The 21,074-nt window shown below is 68.4% G+C and carries 22 protein-coding genes and 4 tRNA genes; 11 read left to right on the forward strand and 15 right to left on the reverse strand.

Annotated features, from left to right (window positions below; all coding sequences use genetic code 11):
* Positions 1-103: 103 nt before the first annotated feature.
* A complete protein-coding gene (locus ACIQMJ_RS40135; RefSeq protein ID WP_499766258.1) occupies positions 104-280 on the forward strand; it encodes a hypothetical protein in 177 nt (58 codons plus the stop codon).
* Between the two features lie 789 nt (positions 281-1,069).
* Here ACIQMJ_RS40135 and ACIQMJ_RS40140 read toward each other — a convergent pair.
* From ACIQMJ_RS40140 to ACIQMJ_RS40170, 7 genes are read right to left on the reverse strand one after another with little or no spacing between them, the layout of a single operon-like run.
* Positions 1,070-2,074 carry an ImmA/IrrE family metallo-endopeptidase gene (locus ACIQMJ_RS40140; RefSeq protein ID WP_499766259.1) on the reverse strand — a complete coding sequence of 335 codons (1,005 nt, stop codon included), beginning with the start codon at positions 2,072-2,074 and terminating at the stop codon, positions 1,070-1,072.
* Positions 2,064-2,789, reverse strand: coding sequence for a hypothetical protein (locus ACIQMJ_RS40145; protein WP_499766260.1), 726 nt, complete (start codon positions 2,787-2,789; stop codon positions 2,064-2,066). The genes ACIQMJ_RS40140 and ACIQMJ_RS40145 overlap by 11 nt, the downstream gene beginning before the upstream one ends.
* Positions 2,779-3,375, reverse strand: coding sequence for a sigma-70 family RNA polymerase sigma factor (locus ACIQMJ_RS40150; RefSeq protein WP_499766261.1), 597 nt, complete (start codon positions 3,373-3,375; stop codon positions 2,779-2,781). The genes ACIQMJ_RS40145 and ACIQMJ_RS40150 overlap by 11 nt, the downstream gene beginning before the upstream one ends.
* Before the next feature lie 35 nt (positions 3,376-3,410).
* The gene (locus ACIQMJ_RS40155) at positions 3,411-4,988 is read right to left on the reverse strand and encodes a hypothetical protein (protein ID WP_499766262.1); all 1,578 of its coding nucleotides are present in this window, start codon (positions 4,986-4,988) and stop codon (positions 3,411-3,413) included.
* Positions 4,989-4,997: 9 nt separating this feature from the next.
* Positions 4,998-5,447 (reverse strand): hypothetical protein, encoded by a 450-nt coding sequence (locus ACIQMJ_RS40160; protein ID WP_499766263.1) that lies wholly within the window; start codon positions 5,445-5,447, stop codon positions 4,998-5,000.
* Positions 5,444-5,857 carry a hypothetical protein gene (locus ACIQMJ_RS40165; RefSeq protein WP_499766264.1) on the reverse strand — a complete coding sequence of 138 codons (414 nt, stop codon included), beginning with the start codon at positions 5,855-5,857 and terminating at the stop codon, positions 5,444-5,446. Before ACIQMJ_RS40165 ends, ACIQMJ_RS40160 begins: the two co-directional genes overlap by 4 nt.
* The gene (locus ACIQMJ_RS40170) at positions 5,857-6,180 is read right to left on the reverse strand and encodes an EsaB/YukD family protein (protein ID WP_499766265.1); all 324 of its coding nucleotides are present in this window, start codon (positions 6,178-6,180) and stop codon (positions 5,857-5,859) included. Before ACIQMJ_RS40170 ends, ACIQMJ_RS40165 begins: the two co-directional genes overlap by 1 nt.
* Positions 6,181-7,173: 993 nt before the next feature.
* On the opposite strand from ACIQMJ_RS40170, the gene ACIQMJ_RS40175 reads away from it, so the two are divergent.
* Both ACIQMJ_RS40175 and ACIQMJ_RS40180 read left to right on the forward strand, forming a co-directional pair.
* Positions 7,174-7,560 carry a helix-turn-helix domain-containing protein gene (locus ACIQMJ_RS40175; RefSeq protein WP_499766266.1) on the forward strand — a complete coding sequence of 129 codons (387 nt, stop codon included), beginning with the start codon at positions 7,174-7,176 and terminating at the stop codon, positions 7,558-7,560.
* Positions 7,561-7,655: 95 nt separating this feature from the next.
* Entirely contained in the window at positions 7,656-8,759 is a 1,104-nt protein-coding gene (locus ACIQMJ_RS40180; protein WP_499766267.1) for a tyrosine-type recombinase/integrase, read from the forward strand.
* A gap of 116 nt (positions 8,760-8,875) precedes the next feature.
* On the opposite strand, the gene ACIQMJ_RS40185 is transcribed toward ACIQMJ_RS40180, so the two are convergent.
* The 4 genes from ACIQMJ_RS40185 to ACIQMJ_RS40200 all read right to left on the reverse strand — a co-directional run bounded on the left by ACIQMJ_RS40185 (position 8,876) and on the right by ACIQMJ_RS40200 (position 10,817).
* Positions 8,876-8,947 (reverse strand) — tRNA-Val (locus ACIQMJ_RS40185).
* A gap of 49 nt (positions 8,948-8,996) precedes the next feature.
* A complete protein-coding gene (locus ACIQMJ_RS40190; RefSeq protein ID WP_499766268.1) occupies positions 8,997-9,425 on the reverse strand; it encodes a TIGR02611 family protein in 429 nt (142 codons plus the stop codon).
* A gap of 92 nt (positions 9,426-9,517) precedes the next feature.
* Positions 9,518-9,736: a hypothetical protein gene (locus ACIQMJ_RS40195; protein ID WP_499766269.1), complete on the reverse strand. Its 219-nt coding sequence runs from the start codon at positions 9,734-9,736 to the stop codon at positions 9,518-9,520.
* A gap of 454 nt (positions 9,737-10,190) precedes the next feature.
* Positions 10,191-10,817 (reverse strand): RNA polymerase sigma factor, encoded by a 627-nt coding sequence (locus ACIQMJ_RS40200; protein ID WP_499766270.1) that lies wholly within the window; start codon positions 10,815-10,817, stop codon positions 10,191-10,193.
* Between the two features lie 242 nt (positions 10,818-11,059).
* Between ACIQMJ_RS40200 and ACIQMJ_RS40205 the strand changes: the two genes are divergently transcribed.
* The 4 genes from ACIQMJ_RS40205 (at position 11,060) to ACIQMJ_RS40220 (ending at position 11,907) form a co-directional block, all read left to right on the forward strand.
* Positions 11,060-11,485: an SsgA family sporulation/cell division regulator gene (locus ACIQMJ_RS40205; protein ID WP_073893954.1), complete on the forward strand. Its 426-nt coding sequence runs from the start codon at positions 11,060-11,062 to the stop codon at positions 11,483-11,485.
* Positions 11,486-11,628: 143 nt separating this feature from the next.
* Positions 11,629-11,701: transfer RNA gene (locus ACIQMJ_RS40210), tRNA-Gly, on the forward strand.
* Between the two features lie 58 nt (positions 11,702-11,759).
* Positions 11,760-11,831: transfer RNA gene (locus ACIQMJ_RS40215), tRNA-Cys, on the forward strand.
* A 1-nt stretch (position 11,832) separates the two neighbouring features.
* Positions 11,833-11,907 (forward strand) — tRNA-Val (locus ACIQMJ_RS40220).
* Positions 11,908-12,754: 847 nt separating this feature from the next.
* Here the strand turns inward: ACIQMJ_RS40220 and ACIQMJ_RS40225 are convergent.
* Entirely contained in the window at positions 12,755-13,114 is a 360-nt protein-coding gene (locus ACIQMJ_RS40225; protein WP_499766271.1) for a tyrosine-type recombinase/integrase, read from the reverse strand.
* Between the two features lie 614 nt (positions 13,115-13,728).
* On the opposite strand from ACIQMJ_RS40225, the gene ACIQMJ_RS40230 reads away from it, so the two are divergent.
* Positions 13,729-13,923, forward strand: a complete 195-nt coding sequence (locus tag ACIQMJ_RS40230; protein ID WP_499766272.1) for a hypothetical protein — start codon at positions 13,729-13,731, stop codon at positions 13,921-13,923.
* 310 nt (positions 13,924-14,233) lie between these two features.
* On the opposite strand, the gene ACIQMJ_RS40235 is transcribed toward ACIQMJ_RS40230, so the two are convergent.
* Entirely contained in the window at positions 14,234-14,962 is a 729-nt protein-coding gene (locus tag ACIQMJ_RS40235; protein WP_499766273.1) for a calcium-binding protein, read from the reverse strand.
* 894 nt (positions 14,963-15,856) lie between these two features.
* Between ACIQMJ_RS40235 and ACIQMJ_RS40240 the strand changes: the two genes are divergently transcribed.
* Complete coding sequence (locus tag ACIQMJ_RS40240) at positions 15,857-17,623, forward strand: autotransporter outer membrane beta-barrel domain-containing protein (protein WP_499766274.1); 1,767 nt, start codon at positions 15,857-15,859, stop codon at positions 17,621-17,623.
* A gap of 99 nt (positions 17,624-17,722) precedes the next feature.
* On the opposite strand, the gene ACIQMJ_RS40245 is transcribed toward ACIQMJ_RS40240, so the two are convergent.
* Positions 17,723-18,775 carry a fatty acid desaturase family protein gene (locus tag ACIQMJ_RS40245; protein WP_499766275.1) on the reverse strand — a complete coding sequence of 351 codons (1,053 nt, stop codon included), beginning with the start codon at positions 18,773-18,775 and terminating at the stop codon, positions 17,723-17,725.
* A 681-nt stretch (positions 18,776-19,456) separates the two neighbouring features.
* Here ACIQMJ_RS40245 and ACIQMJ_RS40250 point away from each other — a divergent pair.
* Together ACIQMJ_RS40250 and ACIQMJ_RS40255 are read left to right on the forward strand one after the other, a co-directional pair.
* Positions 19,457-19,870: a hypothetical protein gene (locus ACIQMJ_RS40250; protein WP_499766276.1), complete on the forward strand. Its 414-nt coding sequence runs from the start codon at positions 19,457-19,459 to the stop codon at positions 19,868-19,870.
* A 335-nt stretch (positions 19,871-20,205) separates the two neighbouring features.
* Positions 20,206-20,436: an RGCVC family protein gene (locus tag ACIQMJ_RS40255; protein WP_499766277.1), complete on the forward strand. Its 231-nt coding sequence runs from the start codon at positions 20,206-20,208 to the stop codon at positions 20,434-20,436.
* On the opposite strand, the gene ACIQMJ_RS40260 is transcribed toward ACIQMJ_RS40255, so the two are convergent.
* On the reverse strand, positions 20,420-20,809 hold the full coding sequence (locus ACIQMJ_RS40260; protein WP_499766278.1) for an STAS domain-containing protein: 390 nt from the start codon (positions 20,807-20,809) through the stop codon (positions 20,420-20,422). The genes ACIQMJ_RS40255 and ACIQMJ_RS40260 overlap by 17 nt on opposite strands.
* Positions 20,810-21,074: the final 265 nt, after the last annotated feature.

The raw sequence follows: 21,074 nt of genomic DNA on the forward strand, positions 1-21,074 counted from the left end.
AACGCCCGAGCCCAGCCCAAGACCGGCTTCGCCACCGACTCACCCATCCGCACCTGGACCCATTACCCCGCCAAGGCTGCGTGACAAGCCACTAGGTAACTGAATGGTCTTGCTCAGCCGGTCGTCCGCGGCCAAGGTCGTTGAACTGCTGGTGCTGCGGCACGAGGTCGCCGTGCTGCGCCGGACAACCCTCGCCCGCGGTTGGGCTGGGCCGATCGCGTGGTGCTCGCCGCGCGTGTTCGCCGACTCCCCCATCGGCTGCGCGAGCACCGGTTGGTGACACCGGGAACCATCCTGCGATAGCACCGGCGCCTGGTCGCGAGGAAGTGGACCTACCCCAACCGCACCGGCCTATCAGCCGCCTGCGGAGCCTCTGTGCTGAACCGGCCAATCTGGACCTGTTCGGTGAAGATGGTGCTCATCACGGCGTCGGCGGCGAGGTGATGATTCAGGTCAGCCCTTGATGGCTCCTGCCATGACGCCCGTGACCAGTTGCCTGCCGCGAACCCGAAGAGGACGAACAGGGGGATGGTGGAGAGCCGTGCTTCGGTGAGGATGAGCAGGTAGTCGGTGTAGTACTGCGACTGGAGTCCTTGGAGGGCTACGGGCAGGGTGGCGCTCTTGCTGTCGAGGACGATGTAGGGCCAGAAGAAGTTGGTCTAGCTGCCCCCGAAGGTGAAGAGGAACAGCATCGCCGCGGCCGGGCGGGCGGCCGGTAGTGCGACGTGCCAGAACGTTTTGATCAGGGAAGCGCCGGAGGTGGGCCAGCAGTGCTACCGGCATGGCGAGGACCACGTTGATTCTCGCGTCCAGCGCGTCCCACACCGACGTCATGACTCACCTCCGCTGCCCATGAGGTCGCCACCCTGGTTCGGCTTCCGGGGAGCGGCCCTCGCTGCCCCGGTTACCCACATCACCGGTCATCCATTCCAATCAACAGCGCGGCAGCGACAGCTCCTGGCGTGGCTATTTCTCCTGAGGGTGTCGAGGTCGAATCAGTAGGAGTGCCCGCCACGACTACGCAGCGGGTCGGGTCGCGGTAGCCGGTTTGGCGATGTCGTCGCGGTGTCTACCTACAATCGTCGCACACGCCGTTGATCAGCGTGTGACGCGGAAGGTGTAGCGAGCAGCCACCTCTGCACCGCTCGGTGAGCGCCGCTCTCCGCTCGCAGTCGCATCGGCCGCACTTCTTGCAGTAAGGTTTTTCGCAGTCAGGGCAAGGCCATCCGCTGACCATGCCGTTGAACCCGCACGCGCAGCTCACTGGATTTTGAGGGCGTCCGTCATCACCGAATCTGGGCCTGTTCAAGTGGAGGCTTGCGACATTCCAGAGGTCGAGCTCGGCGAGGACGCTGTAAGTGCGTTTTTGTCTGGCCGTCGCATTGAGGTAGTAGGTATGTCGCGTCCCCCATGGGGTTGACCAGAAGGATTCTCGGCACACCTGCTGCCGGGGCAGAATTCGGGACAACGGGTGGTCGGTGGGTACGTCTTGGTTCCTGCTCGGGTAGACGCTGGGGTTGTCGACCAGGGCGGCGTACACGACCTTGTTCGTCGACCGGTCGGTCAGCATGATCGCGCCCGTGCACGGTAGTCGGCTCGCCAGGGCGATCGCGCAGGCGACCTGGCTGGCACTGGTCTGGAGGAACAGGTCAAGGAGGTGTTGCCCCGTCACAGGCCCGTGGCCCACGACGCGGTCAACGACGTGCGCCGGGAGGAGCAGGATCCCCGCAATGTCGTCGCAGAGCCGCTCAAGCACGGTGTTCGGCTCGTCCTGGTCGGCCAGCCAGACCGTCGCTTCGGCGTCGTCCGAGACCAGCCGGTGCGCGTACTCGTGCAGCAGCGTGAAATTCTCGCGGCGGGAGTCGGTCGTTTGCGCATAGAGGATAGTGCCGAATTCTGTGAACGACAGTCCGTCGCACCACCCGCCAGCTCCGCGGTTGACTCTGAGTTCCGGCACCGATCTCACGTGGAGACCAATGCCCGTCAGGGCTGCATGAGGATCCGCACTGAGCAGTTGGCGCAGATAGGACGGCACCTTGTAGGCGATTCTTGTGGCATGCTGCTTACGGGTCATGGCGTTCCAGCAGGTCGGGAATCGATCTCAAGGTCCGCAGGACGCCGAGCAGCCCTTCCACCGAGCCGCTGGACTTGTTCCGAAAGGCGGCCGTGGTGAGCATCTTGCCCGTGCGTTCGCGCAAGAATTCGACCGGTACGTCGACTTCGGCTGCCCAGTCGGCGAGGAACGCGCGGACACGATCGTTGTCGAACAAGTCACCCTGCTCGTGGCTGGCCCACGGAGAGGCCACCAGGTTCCGGCGGTCGACACCGAGTTCATCGGCGATCGCATCGACGAGAGCCGGGGCCAGAACGGTCGAGTTCTGCTCCCACTGGAACGCCTGCTGAAGGGTCGCGTCCCAGCCGCGGCTGTTGAGGCGTTCGAGGAACTGGGCGAGGTTGAGCTTCGCCCTCTTACGCGCCAAGGCGAGCTTGCGGCCGTCGAGGGCGACGTCCGGGTCGGGCACGAGTCCGAGCATCTGCGCGACGGGATCGTCGCGGCGGACAGGCGGAGCGCCACCGATGGCTGTCTCCGAGGGCGGTGAGGTGGACTGCGCTGCGGCTTCCAGGGCGTCCAGCCAAGGGGCGAGGTCATCGACGAGTTGGCGTTGTGCGTCGTCGAGGGCTAGGTCGGGAGGGATCGGTTGGCCTCGTCGCAGCGCCTGGAGCGCGCGGTCGATCGGCGTCACGTCGGGATCAGATTCGTGCTCTGACCTGGCGTGGTCATTGGTCATGAGTCCGGTTCACCTCCTCCTGCAGCAACGTAAGGGCCTTCTCGTACAGTTGCCCGACTCTCTGACCGGTAAGGTCGAGTTGCGCACCGATGTCGCGGTTCGTGCGTTCTTCGATGAGCTTGCCTATCACGATGGGGCGCAGTCTGGCATCCGTCGCGTCCAAGACCTCGAACGCCGCGTTGGCCAGCCTCAGCTTCTCCTGCCGCGACATCGCGTCGACGACCGTGTCGCCCGTGGGGTCCGCAGGCGCTTCGCGGTGGATCCACGGATCCTCCGGGTCGAGTTCCTCGTGATCGCGGTCGGTCCTCAGGATGTCCAGGCAGGCGTTCTTGACCGCGAGCTTGAGGTACGCCTCCCAGTTCGGCTGCTCCTGAAGCCTGCCTTCCGCCTTCATGTCGACGAGGCGCTTGAACACGGTCATCATCCCGTCGTTGGCGTCGGCGTGCCGATCGGAGGGCAGGAACCGAGTCGCATAGGCGTGCAGCACGGCGTGGTACCGCTGGTAGAGCGCCGGGACGTCGACCCGGGTCGGCGTTCCCGATGCGGCGTCTGCTTCCTCCCCTGGCGATTCCCGGTCGACGCTCATAAGTGAAGTATGAGGTCGACCCATGTGGCTCACGGTCACGACACTCCAACGGATAGGCCGCCGTCGGTGCTGGTGTAACCGCCGTAGAGCTTGCGGTACCACCGGATGCGCGTGCCCGACCGACACAGGCAGCGACCGGTTCGGTCGGCCGCCGCCCGCCGCACCAACCCGGGAGGCAGCCCGCTCAGATCGACATCGACCCGGCGGTCCACGAGGGGCAGGCCGGTCAACTGCTTGACGACCTCCGCGGCGGCCACCACGCCCGCGAACCACGACACCTGAGGCGCCGCGACGGCGACCACGTCGTCTGCCGACGCCTGACCACCGACGCCACGAACTTCGACCTCCGCGTAAGCCTGGCGGACCAGATCGCTCAGGGGCGCCGCGATCAGGGACTCCCGCCGGGCGGCGGGCAACCTGCCCGCGGCGACGGCCGTGTCGACGTCGGCCACCGTCAGCCGTGCCCCGTCCTGGAGCAGCGCGAGCACCCGTTCGACGGTCAACCCGGTGGCTTGCGCGTATACGCCGGCCTGGGTCTGGGGCGGGTCCGCGCTGATGTAGTCACAGAACGGACACGCGAACCCGTCCGCGAACCCTTCACGCTGCGCGTGCAGCGCCAGCCCTGACACCCCGACCGACAGTGTCGAGCGCGCCAGGACGTCGGTCACGTCCAGCCGACCGCCGATGGTGTCCACCGACGAGACGATCAAGCCGTCGAACCCCGGCTCGTCTCGCTCACGAGCCCACGCTGCGACCGTCCGGGGAACCGGAACGGCTGGCAGCCCGAGGTCGGTCAGGCGCGCCGCGAAGAACTCCGCCTTCCAGCCCGTTTCACCACCGAGCAGGGCCGGGTAGCGGAACGGGTTGCGGTGGGAGTCGATCGTGTCGGCGTCGATCACGATGATCTCGATCGGCCGCGCCACGGGGTTCTGGGTCAGCTTGGGGGCGAGCGCGGTCGCCACCAGCGCCAGGGTGCTGCTGCCCACCGAGCCGGCACCCGCGACGGCGAGGCGCAGCGAGCGTGCGTCGGACACGGAGGTCGATTCGGCACGCAGTTCGGGCGCAGCGGTCAGCCTGTGGTCGACCAGGTTGGTGACGTAGGACTCCTCCACGGGCACGCCGGGAAAGCCCTGCCGTCTAAGCACTTCCAGCAGCAACTGGCTGACGATCAAGCAGCTCGCCGCGTGCACTCCGAGGGCATGGTTCGGCAACGGCCCCAACGGCTGGGGTCTGCGGCCGAGGCGGACGGTGTAGTCGTCGCCCCCGATGCCGAAGTCACCCGGTGTGACCTGGTCGCCGAACGTCACGATGATGTCCCGGCGCGCGGCATCGGCGGGCTGCGGGCGCACCGAGTGCAGCGCAGCGAGCAGTTCCGTCGTCCCGGTGCTGTTCCACCAGTTCGCCGCCAGAGTCACGGAGACCTCGACGGACACGCCGCCGAACACACGGGCGGCCATCGTGACGAACGCCGCGAGCGCCGTCGTGTACGCGCCTGCCATGTCCGGGCCGGTTCGGATCACGACATGCGTGCCGTCCAGTGCTCGCAGCAGTTGCGGCGCGACGGTGCCGCCACCTCCCGCTCCCAGGAGGCGCAGCCGTGGGTCGATGTACATCGGCTTCTCCTATTCGGTCCGAATCCACCGGTCGCGAGTGCCGACGGGGAGGTCGCGCCAGCGTCCACCTTCACGTCGCAGCACCGCGCAGGCGTCCAAGCCGCGTCGTAGCCCCAGGCCGAAGAAGGGCACCACGACCGACAGGGCGCCTTCGTGGATGAGCGCGGGGTTGGCGTCATCCGCCCGGGAGTGGAACGCCTCGTACGGGTGCGAGTGGATCCTCGCGACGTAGAGTTCGTCGGCGTCGACGGCCAAGGCGAGTTGCATCTGTCCCTTCCGGGTGACCTCGACCGAGACTCCTGTCGCGCCCCGCCTCGGAACCTGGTCCGGGATGACCAGCGCCACCCCGTTCGGACCGGCTTTGATCATGGCGGTGCCCTCGTTGCCGCAGGCACCGCACTCCTCGAAGTACGCGCCCGCCTGCGCGAGAACCTCGGCGGGCACGATCAAGGTGCTCATAGGCCGACTTTCACGAGCAGATGCGCGATGAGGGCGTCCGCCCGGAGTACGTACCGGACGGCATCCCACCTCTCGGCGTAATGGCTCTGGTGTGCGTAATAGCCGAGCGTTCCGCTCACGCACACCCACGGCACGCCCAGAACCGGGTGGATCCCGTGCGCGAAGCCCGGGATCCACCGCTCGACCGGAAGCACGGCGCCGTCCTCGTCGACCAACGCGACGTCGAACGGCTCAGCGTCGTACCGCGTCCCGTCGAGCCGAAGGATCCACGACCCATCCGGCCGGACCAGGGTCATCCGCAGAGCAGACCCTTCACGGCAAAGATCGAAGGCACGCGCGCCCAGCCGGCGGCGCGCCAGCTCCACCTCGGCGTCCAAGAGGTCGGCCAAGACGGCCGCGTGCAGCGCCATCAGCCGTCCACCTGCGGCTTGCGGTTGACAAGGACCAGCACGTCGCCCTCGACCACACCGGCTTCAGCCAGCGTCGCGGTCGGGTCCAGCTCCGCATCACCACCCGTGCGGGGCAGCGTGAGCGCGTAGTCACCCGCGGTCAGCTCACCCTTGGCGACGAAGTGCTTCACGGCCCTGTCGGTCACCTCGGCCACGGCGTCGTCCGGCTTGACATTGTCCTTCAAGCTGTGACCGGCCAACGTCCGAACAGTGACCTTGAACGGACGGTTGCCGGCGTTCTCCCGCGCGTCGTCCTGGCTCGTCGAGCTGATGGTCTCCGACATCTCGTTCTTCCTTCCGTCGTCCCCCTCACCCAGGTAGACGACGGAGGCGCCCCAAGTGAAAATCCGCAGGTCAACTCCAGTAACGCAGCACCATCGCGCTGCTCGACCAGCCCAGTCCACGCTGTCCCGCGATTCACGCCACACCTGGAAGTGATCACGACGACGGTTCCAACAATGCCTGACTCCGCGCTGGTCAGCTTGGCGCGGATCTCCTCGTACAGCGCCCGGTAGTCCGGTTCGGCAGCCTTGCCGGTGTCATCGGCGGATTCGGCTGGCGCGGGCGGTTCCGGGGCCGGTGGCGGGCCGGTGGGCGGCTGTGCGGGCGGTTCCGGGGGTGGTCGGGTTGTCGGACAGGGCGGAACCCCTTTTTCATGTGATGTGGACAGGAACGGAGGACGTCGTCCACGGGCGTCACCGGGGGTTGCTCGACGTGGCAGTCGACCGAATCCATGTGCCGTAGTGCGCCGCCGCAGCGCCATACCGTCGCCACCACGGCGATCACTGGGCGCTTGCGGCCCCGCCAGTCTGCGTCCGATCGCGTCGGTTCAGGCCACCAGGCGGCCATATCAGCAGGTCAGGGCGCGTTCAGGACGTTCGGCGCACAGTGGAAGCGGTTCACCCCAACGGGTGGCGTTTGGCGCCGGTTGGCGGGATTCACCCGTTCGGGACGACCCCATTTGGCGTTGGTCAAAGAACTGGAGCTACCCGCTCCTGATTTCGCTCCTAAACAGCGTTCACCAAGATCGTAGAGTTACCGTTCCGTGACCAAAAGAAGATCGGCACCAGCGCGCGAAAAAGCCCGCTGACCTGGGTAAACATCCAGATCGAGCGGGCTTCTTCAGACCGTCGGGACGACAGGATTTGAAACTGCGACCCCTTGACCCCCAGTAGAGGGGTCGCCGTCGAGACCCTCCGCGAGTGTCTCCAGATCGGTCAAGTCGAAGAAATTCGGGGCGGCATGTCCCTTTGGGTGCCTTTTCGCGGAGTTCAGGGGTGCTGAAGGTGTCGCACCGCGGCATCGCTCCTCTACCGGAGGCTCTCATGGTGAACGAGTTTCACGGCCGTGCGGACGGATCCGCCGACGACCACGCTGGCGGTCAAGCGGTGGTCGACCTTGACGGGATCGCTCCAGATGTCGAGGAGCAGGGGGATGGTCTGCGGCTGTTGCACACCCCGGCGCAGGCGGCGCGGGCGTTGTCGGTGCGCGAGTCGTGGTTGCGTCGTATGGCCGGGCGACGAGAGATCCCGTGCACCTTTTTGGGCAAGCATCTGCGGTTCTCCGACGCCGACCTGTTGGCGATCGTCCGGGGCGGCGCCCGCACCGCACGCGGTGATGCGGGCAGCTCGTCGTCGCGGTCGGGTGGCTTCCGGCGCCGCTGAACACAGATGTGTTGCTTTCTGGCCGATATGGAGCGTCACTGTGCGTCCGTCCGGTCCCGGACGGACGCACGGATTTGCTGAAAGGCAGGGTTTCGATGGCATGGGTTGAGAAGCACGGTGACGGGTTCCGGGTGCGCTACCGGCTGCCCGACGGCGCTTTGGTCTCCGAGAAGGGATTCGCGACCAAGCGTGAGGCCGACGACCGGGCTGCGGACGTCGAGTCCGACCATCGGCGGGGCCGGGTGGTGGACCCGCGGTTGGCTCAGCTCCCGGTCGGCGAGTGGGTGTCACGGTGGGTCGAGGCGCACGACGTGAGCGGTGTGACAGCGGCGACGTATGACTCGCATCTGCGCAACCACATCCTGCCCCGGTTCGCCACGACGGAGTTGGGCGAGCTGTCGCGGTTGGTGATCAAGGCGTGGGCGAAGACGTTGCGGCGGTCGTTGAGCGAGCGCAGCGTCGCCGACATGGTCGGGCTGCTGTCGATGATCCTGGGCGAGGCGGTCGACGAAGGGCTGATCGGGTCCAACCCGTGTCGCAGGCTGCGGCTCAACTCAGGCGATCAACCCGAGCGACCGCACGCCGACCCCGACGAAGTGACCGCGCTGGCCGAGCGCGCATCGGCCCGCAACGGCGTCCTGATCGTCACAGCCGCGTACACCGGCATGCGCTGGGGTGAACTGGCCGGGCTGCAGTGGTCACGGGTCGATCTGGACAAGCAGGAGATCCACGTCGACGCCCAGGAGGGCGCGCTGCACGAACTGCACGGCAAGCTCCACCTCGGCCCGCCCAAGACCCCCGCCAGCGTCCGCACCGTGCACCTGCCCAAGTTCCTCGCCGAACTGCTCGCCGAGCTGCGCTGCGAGAAACCCACCGCGCGGTTCGTGTTCACCGGACAGGACGGCGGGCTGCACCGACGCTCCAACTTCCGTCGCCGGGTCTGGCTACCCGCCGTGCGGGGCGACTCGACACTGGGATGGGCGCCGATCAAGCCACACATGCACTTCCACGACCTGCGCCACACCCACAAGACCTGGCTCATCGAAGACGGCGTACCCGAGGTCCTGCAGCACAAGAGGATCGGGCACAAGTTCCGCGGCGTCATGGGCGTCTACTCCCACGTCACCCGCCCGATGATCGACGCCATGCTCGCCGGACTCCAAGCCCGATGGGAGCAATATGGGAGCAAAACCCTGTGACCTCTTCGGAGCAGCAAAGGTGGTCAAGATCTTTTGCTCCCATTTTGCTCCCACGAACGATCAACGGCCCGCAGACGAAGATCGTCTACGAGCCGTTGACCAGGCAAAACCCACTGTGGGCGATACTGGGATCGAACCAGTGACCTCTTCGGTGTGAACGAAGCGCTCTCCCGCTGAGCTAAACGCCCTTATTCAGTTCTCACTCCCGCTCTCGCGGTGTGGTCATAGCTTACAACATCATCCCCGCGAACCAAAAATCGGGCTCTCCAACCAGCTCCACTCGAGCCCGAACCAGCCGCCGACCAGCGAGAACGCGCCGAGCAGCCAGCACGTCACCGCCACCACGAGACCGGTGGCGACCAGCACCAGGCCCTTCACCAAGAGGTTCTGCCGCTTCAGCCAGGCTACCCACGCGTCGTAGTAGCGCTTGGCGAACCTCAGCACCCGGCCCGCCCACTCGAACTCGGTGGCCAGGATCGCCAGGCCGGCGAAGACGACCAGCCAGCCCGGACCCGGGTACGGGATCATCAGGATGCCCGCGACCAGCACCAAGCCGCCGACCACGCCGACACCGATGCGGTAGGTCAGGTTCAGCGCGGGGTTGCTGCGGAACCGGTGGCGGCGCCCCGTCCCCTTGTCGGTGTCTTCGCGCTGCTCTGTGCTCATGCGCACATCATCGCTCATTCGTGGTTCACGCGGTGCCTACCTGGCCGGATGCGAGTACGGACGACGGTTGAACGGGCGCTGTGCGGCCTTCTTCAAGCGAGATCCCGAAGCGGTGTGCCGTCGCGCGCGTCCGCCGGCCACGCCGGCAGCCGCACGTCCCGAGTATCCGCCGTGACGTCGAATGTGGTCAACGCCACAGGCTTCACCTCGCCGGTCCCCCAGACCACGTAGAGCTGCCGCGTCACGTCGTTGGAAGGCAGGTCCATCGGCGCCACCCAGGCGGCGTCGACGTCGGACAGCAGCACGGCCACCGCGTCGCCCGATGTGTTGCGCAACACGGCCCTGCTGGTCGTCGGGTCGGCCGCGATCCGCAGCGCGCTCCAACTGCTCAGTCCGCACGTCCTGCTGCGCGACTCGATCGTTGAGCTGGGTGATCCGCAGTCCCGCGATGCCGACCCCGGCGGCCACGGCCGGCACTGCTGCGGCCACCAGCACCCCGTGGGCCCAGCCGTTGGACTGTTGCTGTGACGTCGACGACACCGACGCCTGCGGTGTGTGTTCGATCGTCTCCATCAGCCGTGCCCGCAGTCGTTGGGCGTGGCGTACTGACGGACCGACCCGCCCGGCACCGCGGTCACTTCCTGGTTCGCGTGAACCTCGTCACGACACCGCGCGCACTCCGACACGTGAACGCCTGCTCATCAGGTTCGAGCGCGTGTATCGCGTACGCGCCCGCGAGTTCCTCCCGAGGGCACCGCTGCCCGGTCACCGTTGCGCTTCTGTCGTGCCGTCCCCGCTCTCCCACGCGGACCGCAGCGACGCGCGCAGTCGGCGGATCGCGGCGAACGTGCGCGACTTCACCGTGCCGAGCGGCACACCGGTCAACGCCGCGACCTCGACCTGCGTGTAGCCGCCCAGGCAGGACAGCGCGAGCACCTGCCCCTGGTCCTCCGGCAACCCCCGCAGCGCCGCACGCACCTCCGCACTGACCACCTCGATCAACGCCGCGTGGTCCGCACCCTCCGCCGATGTGACGTTGCGCTCGGAGACCTCGTCAGTCAAGGGCGCACTTCGTCTACGCTGGGTCATCTCGCGGCGGACCGCGTCGACCGCGCGGTGGTGCACCACGGTCATCAGCCGTGTGCCGAAACCGCCGCGGGAGCCGTCGTAGGCCGCGGGGTTGCGCCAGAGGGCCAAGAACGCCTCCTGGACGACGTCCTCGGCCAGGCCGGGATCGACGCAGATCCGCCGGGCCGGCGAGTACGACGGTGTCGCGTACCGGTCGTAGAGTTCGCCGAACGCGGGGCGGTCACCCGTCGTGACCCGGGCGGCGAGTTCCACGTCGGTCGGGCGGTGGCCGGTGTCGCGTCGCGGTGGAGGTGAGTCAGCCACCAGAGAGGTCCTCACGTCCAACATTCGCGCAACAGCCGGTACCGGGGTCAGGTCAAACCCAGCAAGATGGGTGCAGCCGGACCCAGTGGATACGGAACGCATCGAGGTGGTCGCCCAGTGGAGTTGTATGGGCCCGATCGGGTGATAAACCCCCTGGAGTCGAGCGTTCCTCGCCACATATACGTCACAGGAAGAGAACTCGGTCGTTCCATTGGCCGGGAAGGGAGAAGAGGGTAACGACGATGCGCAACGACCACGTGACACTCCGCTCAACAGCGGTCTTCGACCTGCTGGCGCCGCGGACCCCGGCCGTCCCGGTGCAGGTGGAGCTTCGTTATGACACGAAAGACCCGTACGCGGTAGTCGCCGCGTTCCGCACCGGCCGCGCCGGGTGGGTGGAGTGGGTGTTCGCCCGCGACCTCCTCGCCGACGGCCTGATCGCCGACGCGGGTGACGGCGACGTCCGCATCCGCCCGGCCGCAGACGACCCCGAAGTCGTCGTGATCGAACTGAGCTCGCCGTCCGGTCACGCCATGTTCGAGGCTTCGGCGCAGGAACTGGCCGACTTCCTCGACCGGACCTACGACGTCGTGGTGCCCGGCAACGAGCACCTGTGGGTCGACGTCGACGAGGCCCTGACCCACCTCATCTCCAACGACCTGACGTAAAAGCGCAGGTAGCGGGCCTGCGAGGGGATCAAGGGACCCCCGATTTGATCCCGCTGCGGTGCATGTAATAAAGTTCCTCTCGCACCGGGGAAGACCGGAACGACAAGCCCCAAAAGGGAAGTTCCGCGAAATCCACGGAGCATGCGGATGTAGCGCAGTTGGTAGCGCATCACCTTGCCAAGGTGAGGGTCGCGAGTTCGAGTCTCGTCATCCGCTCGGCGAAGGGCCCCTTGGGCTCAAGCCTGACTCCTGAGTGCTAGCCTTCAGGAATCACGGCGGAGTGGCCGAGTGGCTTAGGCAAGGGCCTGCAAAGCCCTGTACACGGGTTCGATTCCCGTCTCCGCCTCGGACGATTAGCTCAGCGGGAGAGCACTACCTTGACACGGTAGGGGTCACTGGTTCAATCCCAGTATCGTCCACCAGAGAAGTGCAGCTCAGAGGGCTCGTCGGTGATCACGCCGACGGGCCCTCTGGCGTTGGACCGTCATCTGACCGTGGGTCTCGCCTCCACCCCGCTGACGCCGCCACCCGGCTACACCGGTCGACGGGCACGAGACCAGGGCAACTTCCGGTTCCTCGCCCTGCTTTGTGCCTTGATCGCCTGACCGTCAACCGACCGCGATACCCGCCACCGCCACAAGACGGTGACGGACGCGCTCGGAGGCCACCAAAGCCGCGTTCGTCGGACCCGGCAGTAGGCAAGTACCTCTCAGTGGCCCGCAGGCTCTCGTGGCCGAGGGCAGCCGAACCCGCCGCCCGAAGTTCGACCGGCGCAGCAGCCCTCCGTCCAGACCGGTGAAGACGTGGTTGTGCGTCTGGTCGGCCCGATGCCCGGTGATCAGGTCGACCAGGAACGGCGGCAGATGCACCGTGCGGACGCCCGCCTTCGACTCGGCGGCCCCAGCTCCAATCGGCCGCCCACCTCATGGAGCGCTCTCTTGTCCGGGTCGATCGCCGATGCCCCGCGGGCCAGGTCCACCCGGCCCCACCGCAGCCCGGCCAACTCATCCCAACGCAGCCCCGTGTACGCCGCCGTGACCACCCACACGCCGTACGCGGGTAAACACCGCTGGGCCATCGTCCGCACCCTGCCACGGCGAAGCATGAGGCCGCTCCTCCTGCTCACCGGTGTTGACCCGCGACCGCCGACACGGGTTCGCCCGATCAACCCCTCGTCGACCGCCTCACCGAGCAACATCGACAACAGCGTTACAGCATCGCCCACGGTGCGCTCGGCCACCGACCACCGCAGCGTCTTGGCCCGCCCCTTCACCGCGATCCGGGAGAGCTCCCTAACGGCACGTCACCGAACCGCGGCAACACGTGCTTGCGCAGGTACGAGTCGTACTTCGCCCACGTCGTCGCACTCACATCGTGCGCGTCCGCCCACACCGGCACCCACTCCCCCAGCGGCATTCCGCCCACCGAAGGATCCACCAACCTCCCCCGACGCTGATCCGACTCGATGTCCCTCGCCCGACCGCCACCGAACGATCGGCGAACCCGGCCTCCGAACCCAACGTCCCGTCCGGCAACCGGAACCGCACCCGGAAACCCGAACCGGGGCTTCTCCACACCCGCCACTCCTCGTCGACCACGAAACCGCGCCCCAGCGAGCGCAGCAGGCATGGGCGCTCCAGAAAGGACAGTCGCCGAGTATCCGTCGAGCACCGAACCAACATCACCTCCACTACGGCACGAACCCTCCGCAGTACAACCCGTCGGTCGTTACGGCCTTGACCGGGGCCGCCGATCACGAGTCGGGCGCGGCCCTCCGGTGACGACCGCGCGCAGGTCCTCGGCCGAGAACCGAAGATGCCTGCCGACGATCGTGCCGACAACTCCGCCGCACGTGCCGGCGTGAACAACAACAACTACCCGCCATCGCCAACGGGCTCCACGCCCGTCTCCGTGTCGACGCCGCTGCCCGAAGCCACCATCGTTCCTCCACTGGGCGCTCGATGCGCTCGCACCGATGAACGCGTCTGCCCCTGAACTTCGCAAGAGGGGCTCCCGCAGAGGACACTCGGCACTCCGCTGAGCGGACTTCAACCGAACGGGCTGTACGCCGCTGCCGTGTTTTTCGTGGCGGTGACCACTCGCAACCTGATCGACGAGCATGAGCCCGCAGGTCTTCAACACAGCTCGAAGGCGGGATCTCCGTTTCAGGCCGGTGGCCGCGGCGGGAAGACTGGATCACGGCCGGCCTCGGCGAGTTCGACGCGGACTGGCGAGCGGGCGACATGGTCGACGATCTGCTGGGCCTGCTCGCCGGCGTCGTGACCCCGGATGGCGGCCGTGCCCTGTCGGCTGACGAGATGGCTGTGCTGGAACGAGAGCAGGTGAGCGTGTGCGCGATCATCGGCTCCACGACCTCGGTCGGCCGCTCAGGCAGGACACCGGCGTTCCGACCCGTGGGGCGACTGCTCGCGAGGTAGGCGAATCGGTGGCCGGCGGTCGGCAGCAAGGTAGTGGCATAGCTCGAATGGTGCGTGCGGACGTTGCTGCACCTGGTGGCCTGGACCGTCCGGGCGGTGACCGAGTCGGGTTCGGACATCGGTGGCGTGTGGGCGATTCGATCCGGCGGGGGGGGGGGCCCCCCCCCCCCGGGGGGGGGGGCCGCCCCCCCCCCCCCGGGGGGGGGGGGGGGGGGGGGGGGGGGGGGGGGGGGGGGGGGGCGCCCCGGGGGGCCCCCCCCCCCGCGGGGGGGGGGGCCCCCCCCCCCGCCTCGACCGGTGGTGCGAGTGGTTACGGCGTGGTCGGCAGGAGGCAGGAGTAGCTCAGGGGGAGCAGGTTCACGAAGGTTCCGCCGGCTCCCGTGCAGATGGCACGGGCCTCGGAGACGCGCCGGTTGGTGGACCCGAGCGGGTTGAACACGCAGACATAACCCACCGGGTTCACGGTGAGGGTGAGCACGCCCCCCGTCGCGATGCACAGCTCGGTCGCGTTGCCCGTGCCCGAGCCCGGTCCCGATCCCGGCGGGGTGCTCGTGTTCTCGCAGCTCGCGTGGATGTCGGGGTCCGGCGCGGGTCCCTGGCAGGTGTCGGTGCCGAGGCCGCCGTCGAGGCTGTCCTGGCTGCCGTCGTTGGACGCGCCGATGAGCGTGTCGTTCCCGGCGCTTCCCGAGATGGTGTCGATGCCGAGGCCGCCGGTGAGGGTGTCGTCGCCCGTGCCGCCGGTGAGGGTGTCGTTCCCGTCGCCACCGTTGATCGTGTCGTTGAAGTCCGAGCCGGTGATGGTGTCATTGCCACCGTTGCCGTTGATCGTCTTGGCGGGGTTCGTGCCGCCGCAGTCGATCGTGTCGTTCCCGGGAGTTCCGGTGACGACGGTGTCGGTCTGGGTCACGCCCGCACTCACGACGCAGTTGACCGCGGCGTGAGCCGTCAGAGGGCTGACCGCCCATAAGAACGGGATGGCGAGGACGCCGGCCAGCGTGGCGACAGCTCCCCGACGGATCTGGCTCTGCAAGATTCTCATGTCCATTTCCTTGACACATAGTCAGCGATGATTCGCACAGCGTGACACGCCGGCGAAGAAAATCGATCGGACGGGAATGCACTCCGCCCGCAGCCCGGCGCGGCCACGGCGCCCACTTCCTCCACACACGAAAACCTCGGCTCGTGGTGCGGACCGCTCATGGCGGCCCGGTTCACGTCACCGAGGTCTGGGGTGTGACACAGGACGTTACTCCTGTTGCCGCAAGGATCGGCGCTGCGTCGCCCGAATGGACGCACGCCTTGCACATCAGCCGGACCATTCACCGCGTGCGAACGGGTGTCGCTCGATCGAACACTCCGGCCCAGGTCTCGCACCGGACACGACAAAACGAGAGCGGTTGACCTCCGGTCGATTGGCGCGATCGGCCCGAGTCCCGTGCATCGGCACAAATGATCGACGCGCCCCAGACGGGACGACACTCCCCCTCCGCGAGGACCCGGGACTCCCGCCTGGTCGGACCGGTGCGCCCCCGCCGAAGGCATGGCGGGGGCGCACCGGCCGGATTCCGGCGTCAGAGGCCGAGCAGGGGGAAGAGGACGGCGCCCGCGGCACCGAGGATCCCGGCGACGGTGCCGTTGACGATTCCGATGACGGAGTCGATCAGGCCGCCGATGATGACGATTCCCATGATGAGTTCTCCTTGTGTCGAAGATTTGGCGTGCTGTGACTTCCTCGTTTCCCGGGCACGTTCGATGACGCCGACGGGACGGCACGAGTGGCTGAATGCGCAGACGGCGCGGTAAGCGATACATCTCGAGCCGGCCGACACCGCTCCGGATGCACAAAACCCGGTGCGCGCTCCACCTCCGATCGATGCGGAGGTGGCGCCACCGGGGTCCGGGGTAACAAGCACCAACCTATACCCTCGACCGGATGATCGGCCCCTCAGTCGCCCAAATGGCCGTACGCGACGCGCGATTCGATGGGGACGGAAACCACCCAGGGGAATCCTCGGCGTATTCGGACAGTGGCGATGGTGACCAACAACACCGGAATCGGTGTTTGACCCCCTGGGCGCGCACGAGGTGGGCGCATTCCGCCGTCGCCGGGAATTCCTCGCATCGGGATGACGAACCGCTGTTCCACTTGCAAATACGACGAATGAGGCACAGGGTTGCCCCAGAGCGCAGCCGGATCCGATGCGCGGCATCGACCGCCGACGAGATCACCTCCCGATCACCGGGGGAACGCGCCGGTGAGGGCAGATCGACCACAGAAGCTGCGCTCTTGCCACAACAGACCTCCTCGAGCTTCGTCAACGGCGCCGAGGAAGGACCGAACCACTACACGATGTGGAGAAGAATCATGCGATCGACCACGCGCAGCACCACGGCGGTACGGGTCCGACGTGCCCTGATCGGGATGGGAACCGTGGCGGGGTTCGCCCTCGTGGCTCCCGGCTCCGCCTACGCCGCCGACCCCGCCGGGTGCGTCCGGTCCGGCGAGAACGTGACCTGCACGGCGGGCGTCCCGGCCGGCCAGGTCCTCGACGGCACCGCCAACGCCAACACCATCACGATCACCGGCGGCCCTGTCGCGGGCACGATCAGGGGGTTGGGCGGCAACGACACGATCACCATCACCGGCACCGCGGGCATCAACGGTGCGACAGGCCCTCCCGGTGCGAACGGCACGGCGGGCACCCCCGCGGGGACCGCCGGTGGCAACGGCGGCGTCGGGACCAGCGGCGGCGTCGGCATCAGCAGCACCGGCATCGTCGACGGCGGCGACGGCACCGACCAGGTCACCGTCACCGGCGGTGGCGGTGGCAACGGCGGCTCCGGCGGCGTCGGCGGCATCGGCCTGAACAGCGGCGCGGGCGGTGCCGGCGGCAACGGCGGCGTCGGCGGCGTCGGCGGAGCTGCCAACGTCGGGTCCGTCGTCGGCGGCGTCGGCGGCGACACCGTCAACGCGACCGGCGGCAAGGGCGGCGTCGGCGGCGTCGGTGGGCTGGGCGGCAACGGTGGGGCCACGGCAGGCGGGGCGGGTGCCGGCGGTATCGGTGGCGCCGCGGGCGTCGGTGGTGTCGGCAACTCCGGGACCATCAACGGTGGCACCACGGACACCGGCATCGACAACATCACCACCACCGGCGGTGCCGGCGGCGCGGGTTCCTCCGGTGGGATCGGCGGCTGCGGTAGCGGCGGCGGCGCCGGTGGCGTGGGCGGCGCCGGCGGCGCGGGTGGCATCGGCAACTCGGGGACCGTCAACGGCGGCTCCGGGGCGGACGCCCTCAAGACCAAGGGCGGCCTCGGTGGCCTCGGCGGCCCCGGAGCCAAGGGCGGCAACGGTCTGAGTGCCACGCAGCCCGGTGGAGCGGGTGGCGTCGGCGGTGCCGGCGGTGCCGGCGGCGGAGGCAACTCCGGGAACGTCAACGGTGACGCGGACAACGACGTCATCACCAACACCGGTGGTAACGGTGGTAACGGTGGTGCCGGCGGCAACGGTGGCACCGGGTGCGCCGGTCCCGGCGGCGCGGGCGGTCTGGGCGGCGCCGCGGGTGCGGCCGGCACGGGCAACGCCGGAACCGTCAACGGCGGCACCGGGGTGAACACCATCACCAACCCCGATGGCGCTTCCGGTCTGGTCGGCGCCAACGGCGTGGCCGGCGTCAACAACGGTGGCGTCTGCACCTGCTGACCGACGGCGACAGACCCTGTCACGGGGCCGGTGTGCCTGGCGAATCGCCAGGCACACCGGCCCCGTCGTGGTCGCCGGTGGAGTTCGCGGCGGCCGCTCTCAGCCCAATGGCGCCCGGCGCCCGGAGCGCAGGGGCGCGCCGGCGTCGTGCAGGTGGCGCAGCACTTGGGCGTAGGAGGACCGCAGGCCGGCCTTGCTGTAGGGGATGCCGTTGCGGGCGCAGAAGTCCTCGACGACGGGCTGTGCGCGGCGGAGGTTGGGGCGGGGCATGTGCGGGTAGAGGTGGTGCTCCACCTGGTGGTTGAGGCCACCGAGCAGTGCGTCGACCCACCGTCCACCCGTGACGTTGCGCGAGGTGAGGACCTGCTTGCGCAGGTGGTCCAGGCGCTGCCCCTTGGCGATGATGGGCATCCCCTTGTGGTTGGGGGCGAAGGAGCAGCCCAGGTAGACGCCCATGAGTCCCTGGTGGACCGCGATGAACACGACCGCCTTCAGCGGGGACAGCAGCAGGAACACCGCGGTCAGGTACCCGGCCGCCGGGAGGAGTTGCAGCGCGGCTTCCCGCCAGGGGTGCTTGAGCTCCCCGTGCCACAGCGCCTGCAGACCCGAGATCCGCAGCACGACCGCTTCGGCCAGCAGCAGCGGGAAGAACAGGAATGCCTGGTACTTGGTGATCCACCGGTACAGGCCGCGCTTGTCGCCGGCCTGCGCACGGCTGAAGGCGATGGCGTGGATCTCGATGTCGGGGTCGTGGTCCTCGTGGTTGGGGTTGGCGTGGTGGCGGTTGTGCTTGCCGACCCACCACTGGTAGCTGATCCCGGTGACACCGCCGTGCAGGTGGCCCACGAGGTCGTTGTGGCGGTGGCTGCGGAAGATCTGCCGGTGCCCGGCGTCGTGACCGATGAACGCGAACTGGGTGAAGACCACGGCCAGGAGCACCGCGGTCAGCACCTGCCACCACGAGTCGCCCAGCAACGCCATCGCCGTTCCTACCGCCGCGAGCAGCAGGACGTTGATCGCCATCCGCGTCGCGTAGTACCCGCGGCGCCTGTCCAGCAGGCCGGCGTCCTTGAGCTGCCGCGTCAAGCGGGCGAAGTCACTGCCCTGCCGGGAATCGGGAGGTCGTGTCGCTGCGGTGGGTGAGGAGGTCATGAACATCTGCTTTCCGGGGGACGGACGCGTCCGCTCCGCTACCCCGGTGTCCGCGACCTGGGGTTGGAGTGGGTGTGGGAGGAGAGGGACCGGCCGATCAGTCGGCGTGGCCCGTTCACGAGGATCACGGGCCCACGGAAGTGCGGGCCGTTGGACGCCCCAGGAGTGTTCGGCGGACGGGTGCGCAGCAACCGGGTTCGCCCGTCATCCAGCCAACGCGGTCGACAGGCGGCCGGTTCCCACAATTGTCTCCGTGTGCCGCGCGGCACATGCCGGTTCGTTCACCGCAGACCTCCCGATCGCGCCTGGTGTGACCACAGGCCGCCGGGGTCCGGGGCGGCATTTCCCACTGCGGGCGACGCCGTTGCAAGCCGGGGGCGTCACCGCGAGGGACCTCTACGGTCGCACCGGCCGCTCGTCTCCGCAAGCGGGGCGGCTGACCGTCGATCGCACAACGCGTACGCGGAACGTTCCGACGCGGACGATTCGAGATCATGTCGAGGGTGCCGGTGAACGGATGCGCCGAATTCATACACGAAAGAGCGCAACACCCGATTTCCGGTATCCACCGGGTGCATGCTCGACACATGAGCCGATTCCCTTCTGTCGACTTTGCTCTCGCGGTCCGACCTATTCTCCGGACCTGCCGGGGCTCACTTCCCCCTTAACAGGAGTCACCTCATGAACGTTCGACGCACCACAGCCTCGATCCTGACCGCCGGCGCTCTCGCCGCACTGGTCGTGGCACCGGTCAGCGCCGCCGCGCCCGTGCCCGAGCGGGTTCCGGCGGCCGATCGGGTGTCGGTGACCGCGCCTCCGGCCGGTTGTGCCGCCGCCATCGCCGCCGCGGTCGACAGCGCCAACGCGGCCACCGCGGCCGCCGCCAACGTCGCCGACTCCGCCGCCGCGGCAGCAGCGGCCAAGGCGTTCGCGGAAGGCGTCCTCACCGGGACTCCCGCCGCCATCAACGCGGCCGCCGCCAACCTCGGTGCGTTCAGCGCCGCCGCCGCGACCGCCGCGGCGGCCAGCGCCGCCGCCTACGCCACCTCCGCCGGCGCGACCGTCGCCGTGCTCGTCGCCTGCGCGCAGGCGTAGCGGCTCGGCACGGGCCCGACCGGAGGCCGTCGGGTGCCGCACACCGCCCGACAGCCTCCGGTCGAACTCGTGCCCGGGCGACCTGCGCGGGTGCCCGGGAACCGGTGCCGACACCGCAGCGGACGACGATTCCGTCGCGAATGCCGGAGACGTCGTCCGGTGACAACCGGTCGCGTATCCGGAGTACCCTTGAGATGTCGCCCCGGCCCCCGGCGGAATCGATCTCATTCGATGTGTTCCCGGAGAACGAGCCGGGACGTTCCCACCGCCCGCGGTCCGACATCCGCGGTGGCAGCGCATCGGACACCACGTTTCGACCACCGAAGGACGGACCGATGTCGACGACCCCCGTACTGATCGCCCCCCTGGCAACCGACGCCGCGAGGCAGGCCGAGGGGTCCTGCCCCGCGTGCACGCACCCGGCGGACGCCCACGACGCCCTCGCACAGCGGTTCTGCGCGGCGACCCGGGCGGGTGACCTGCACCGGGGTTGCCTGTGCTCCACCGAGTCGGGCAGCGCGACCTACGGCAAGTCGGGCCGGCGGGACGTCAGCGACCGGGCCTGAAACACCGGCGCTCGACTTCGGCGGGCGGAGGAAGCTGTAGCCGCCCCAACGACGGCACGTCGTCGACTCGGGGGAACACGTCGAACACGACGTCCAGTCCGGTGACGGCCATCGGCCGCAGCACGGGACGGGTCCGGGCCACGACGTGCAGCCCCACCCCGGACGCGGCGGCCGCGGCCCTGGCTTCCACCAGGACGGTGAGACCGGCCGCGCCGAGGAAGCCCACTTCGCTGAGGTCGACCACCAGGTCCGAACCGGCAACCCCGATCTGCCCCAGGAGGCGGTCACGCAGGCGGGGTGCGGTGGAGAGGTCCACTTCACCGGACACCGCGCACAGCAGGGTGCGAGCCGACAGCGGCCGCACGGCGACCACCAGGAGTCCCCTCGGCGACGCGACCACGACTCTTGGGGACAGCGGTCCATCGGCACTTCGGACATCGGCATCCACGGGCTCTCCTCGCCGAAGCGTGGCGTCCGCGGGGTCCGGGCGGGCTGACGAGTATCGGATATCGAGCGTACCGACCGGCGAGATCCCCGCACAAGGCGTCGTCAAACCTCATCCGAATGATTTTCGAGCACTTCGAACTCTGCCGCACCTCATGCGAAAAACCTCGAGAAATCGTTTCGGGGCGTTCAGT

The sequence above is a fragment of the Actinosynnema sp. NPDC091369 genome (assembly GCF_044757065.1).
GTDB lineage: Bacteria > Actinomycetota > Actinomycetes > Mycobacteriales > Pseudonocardiaceae > Actinosynnema.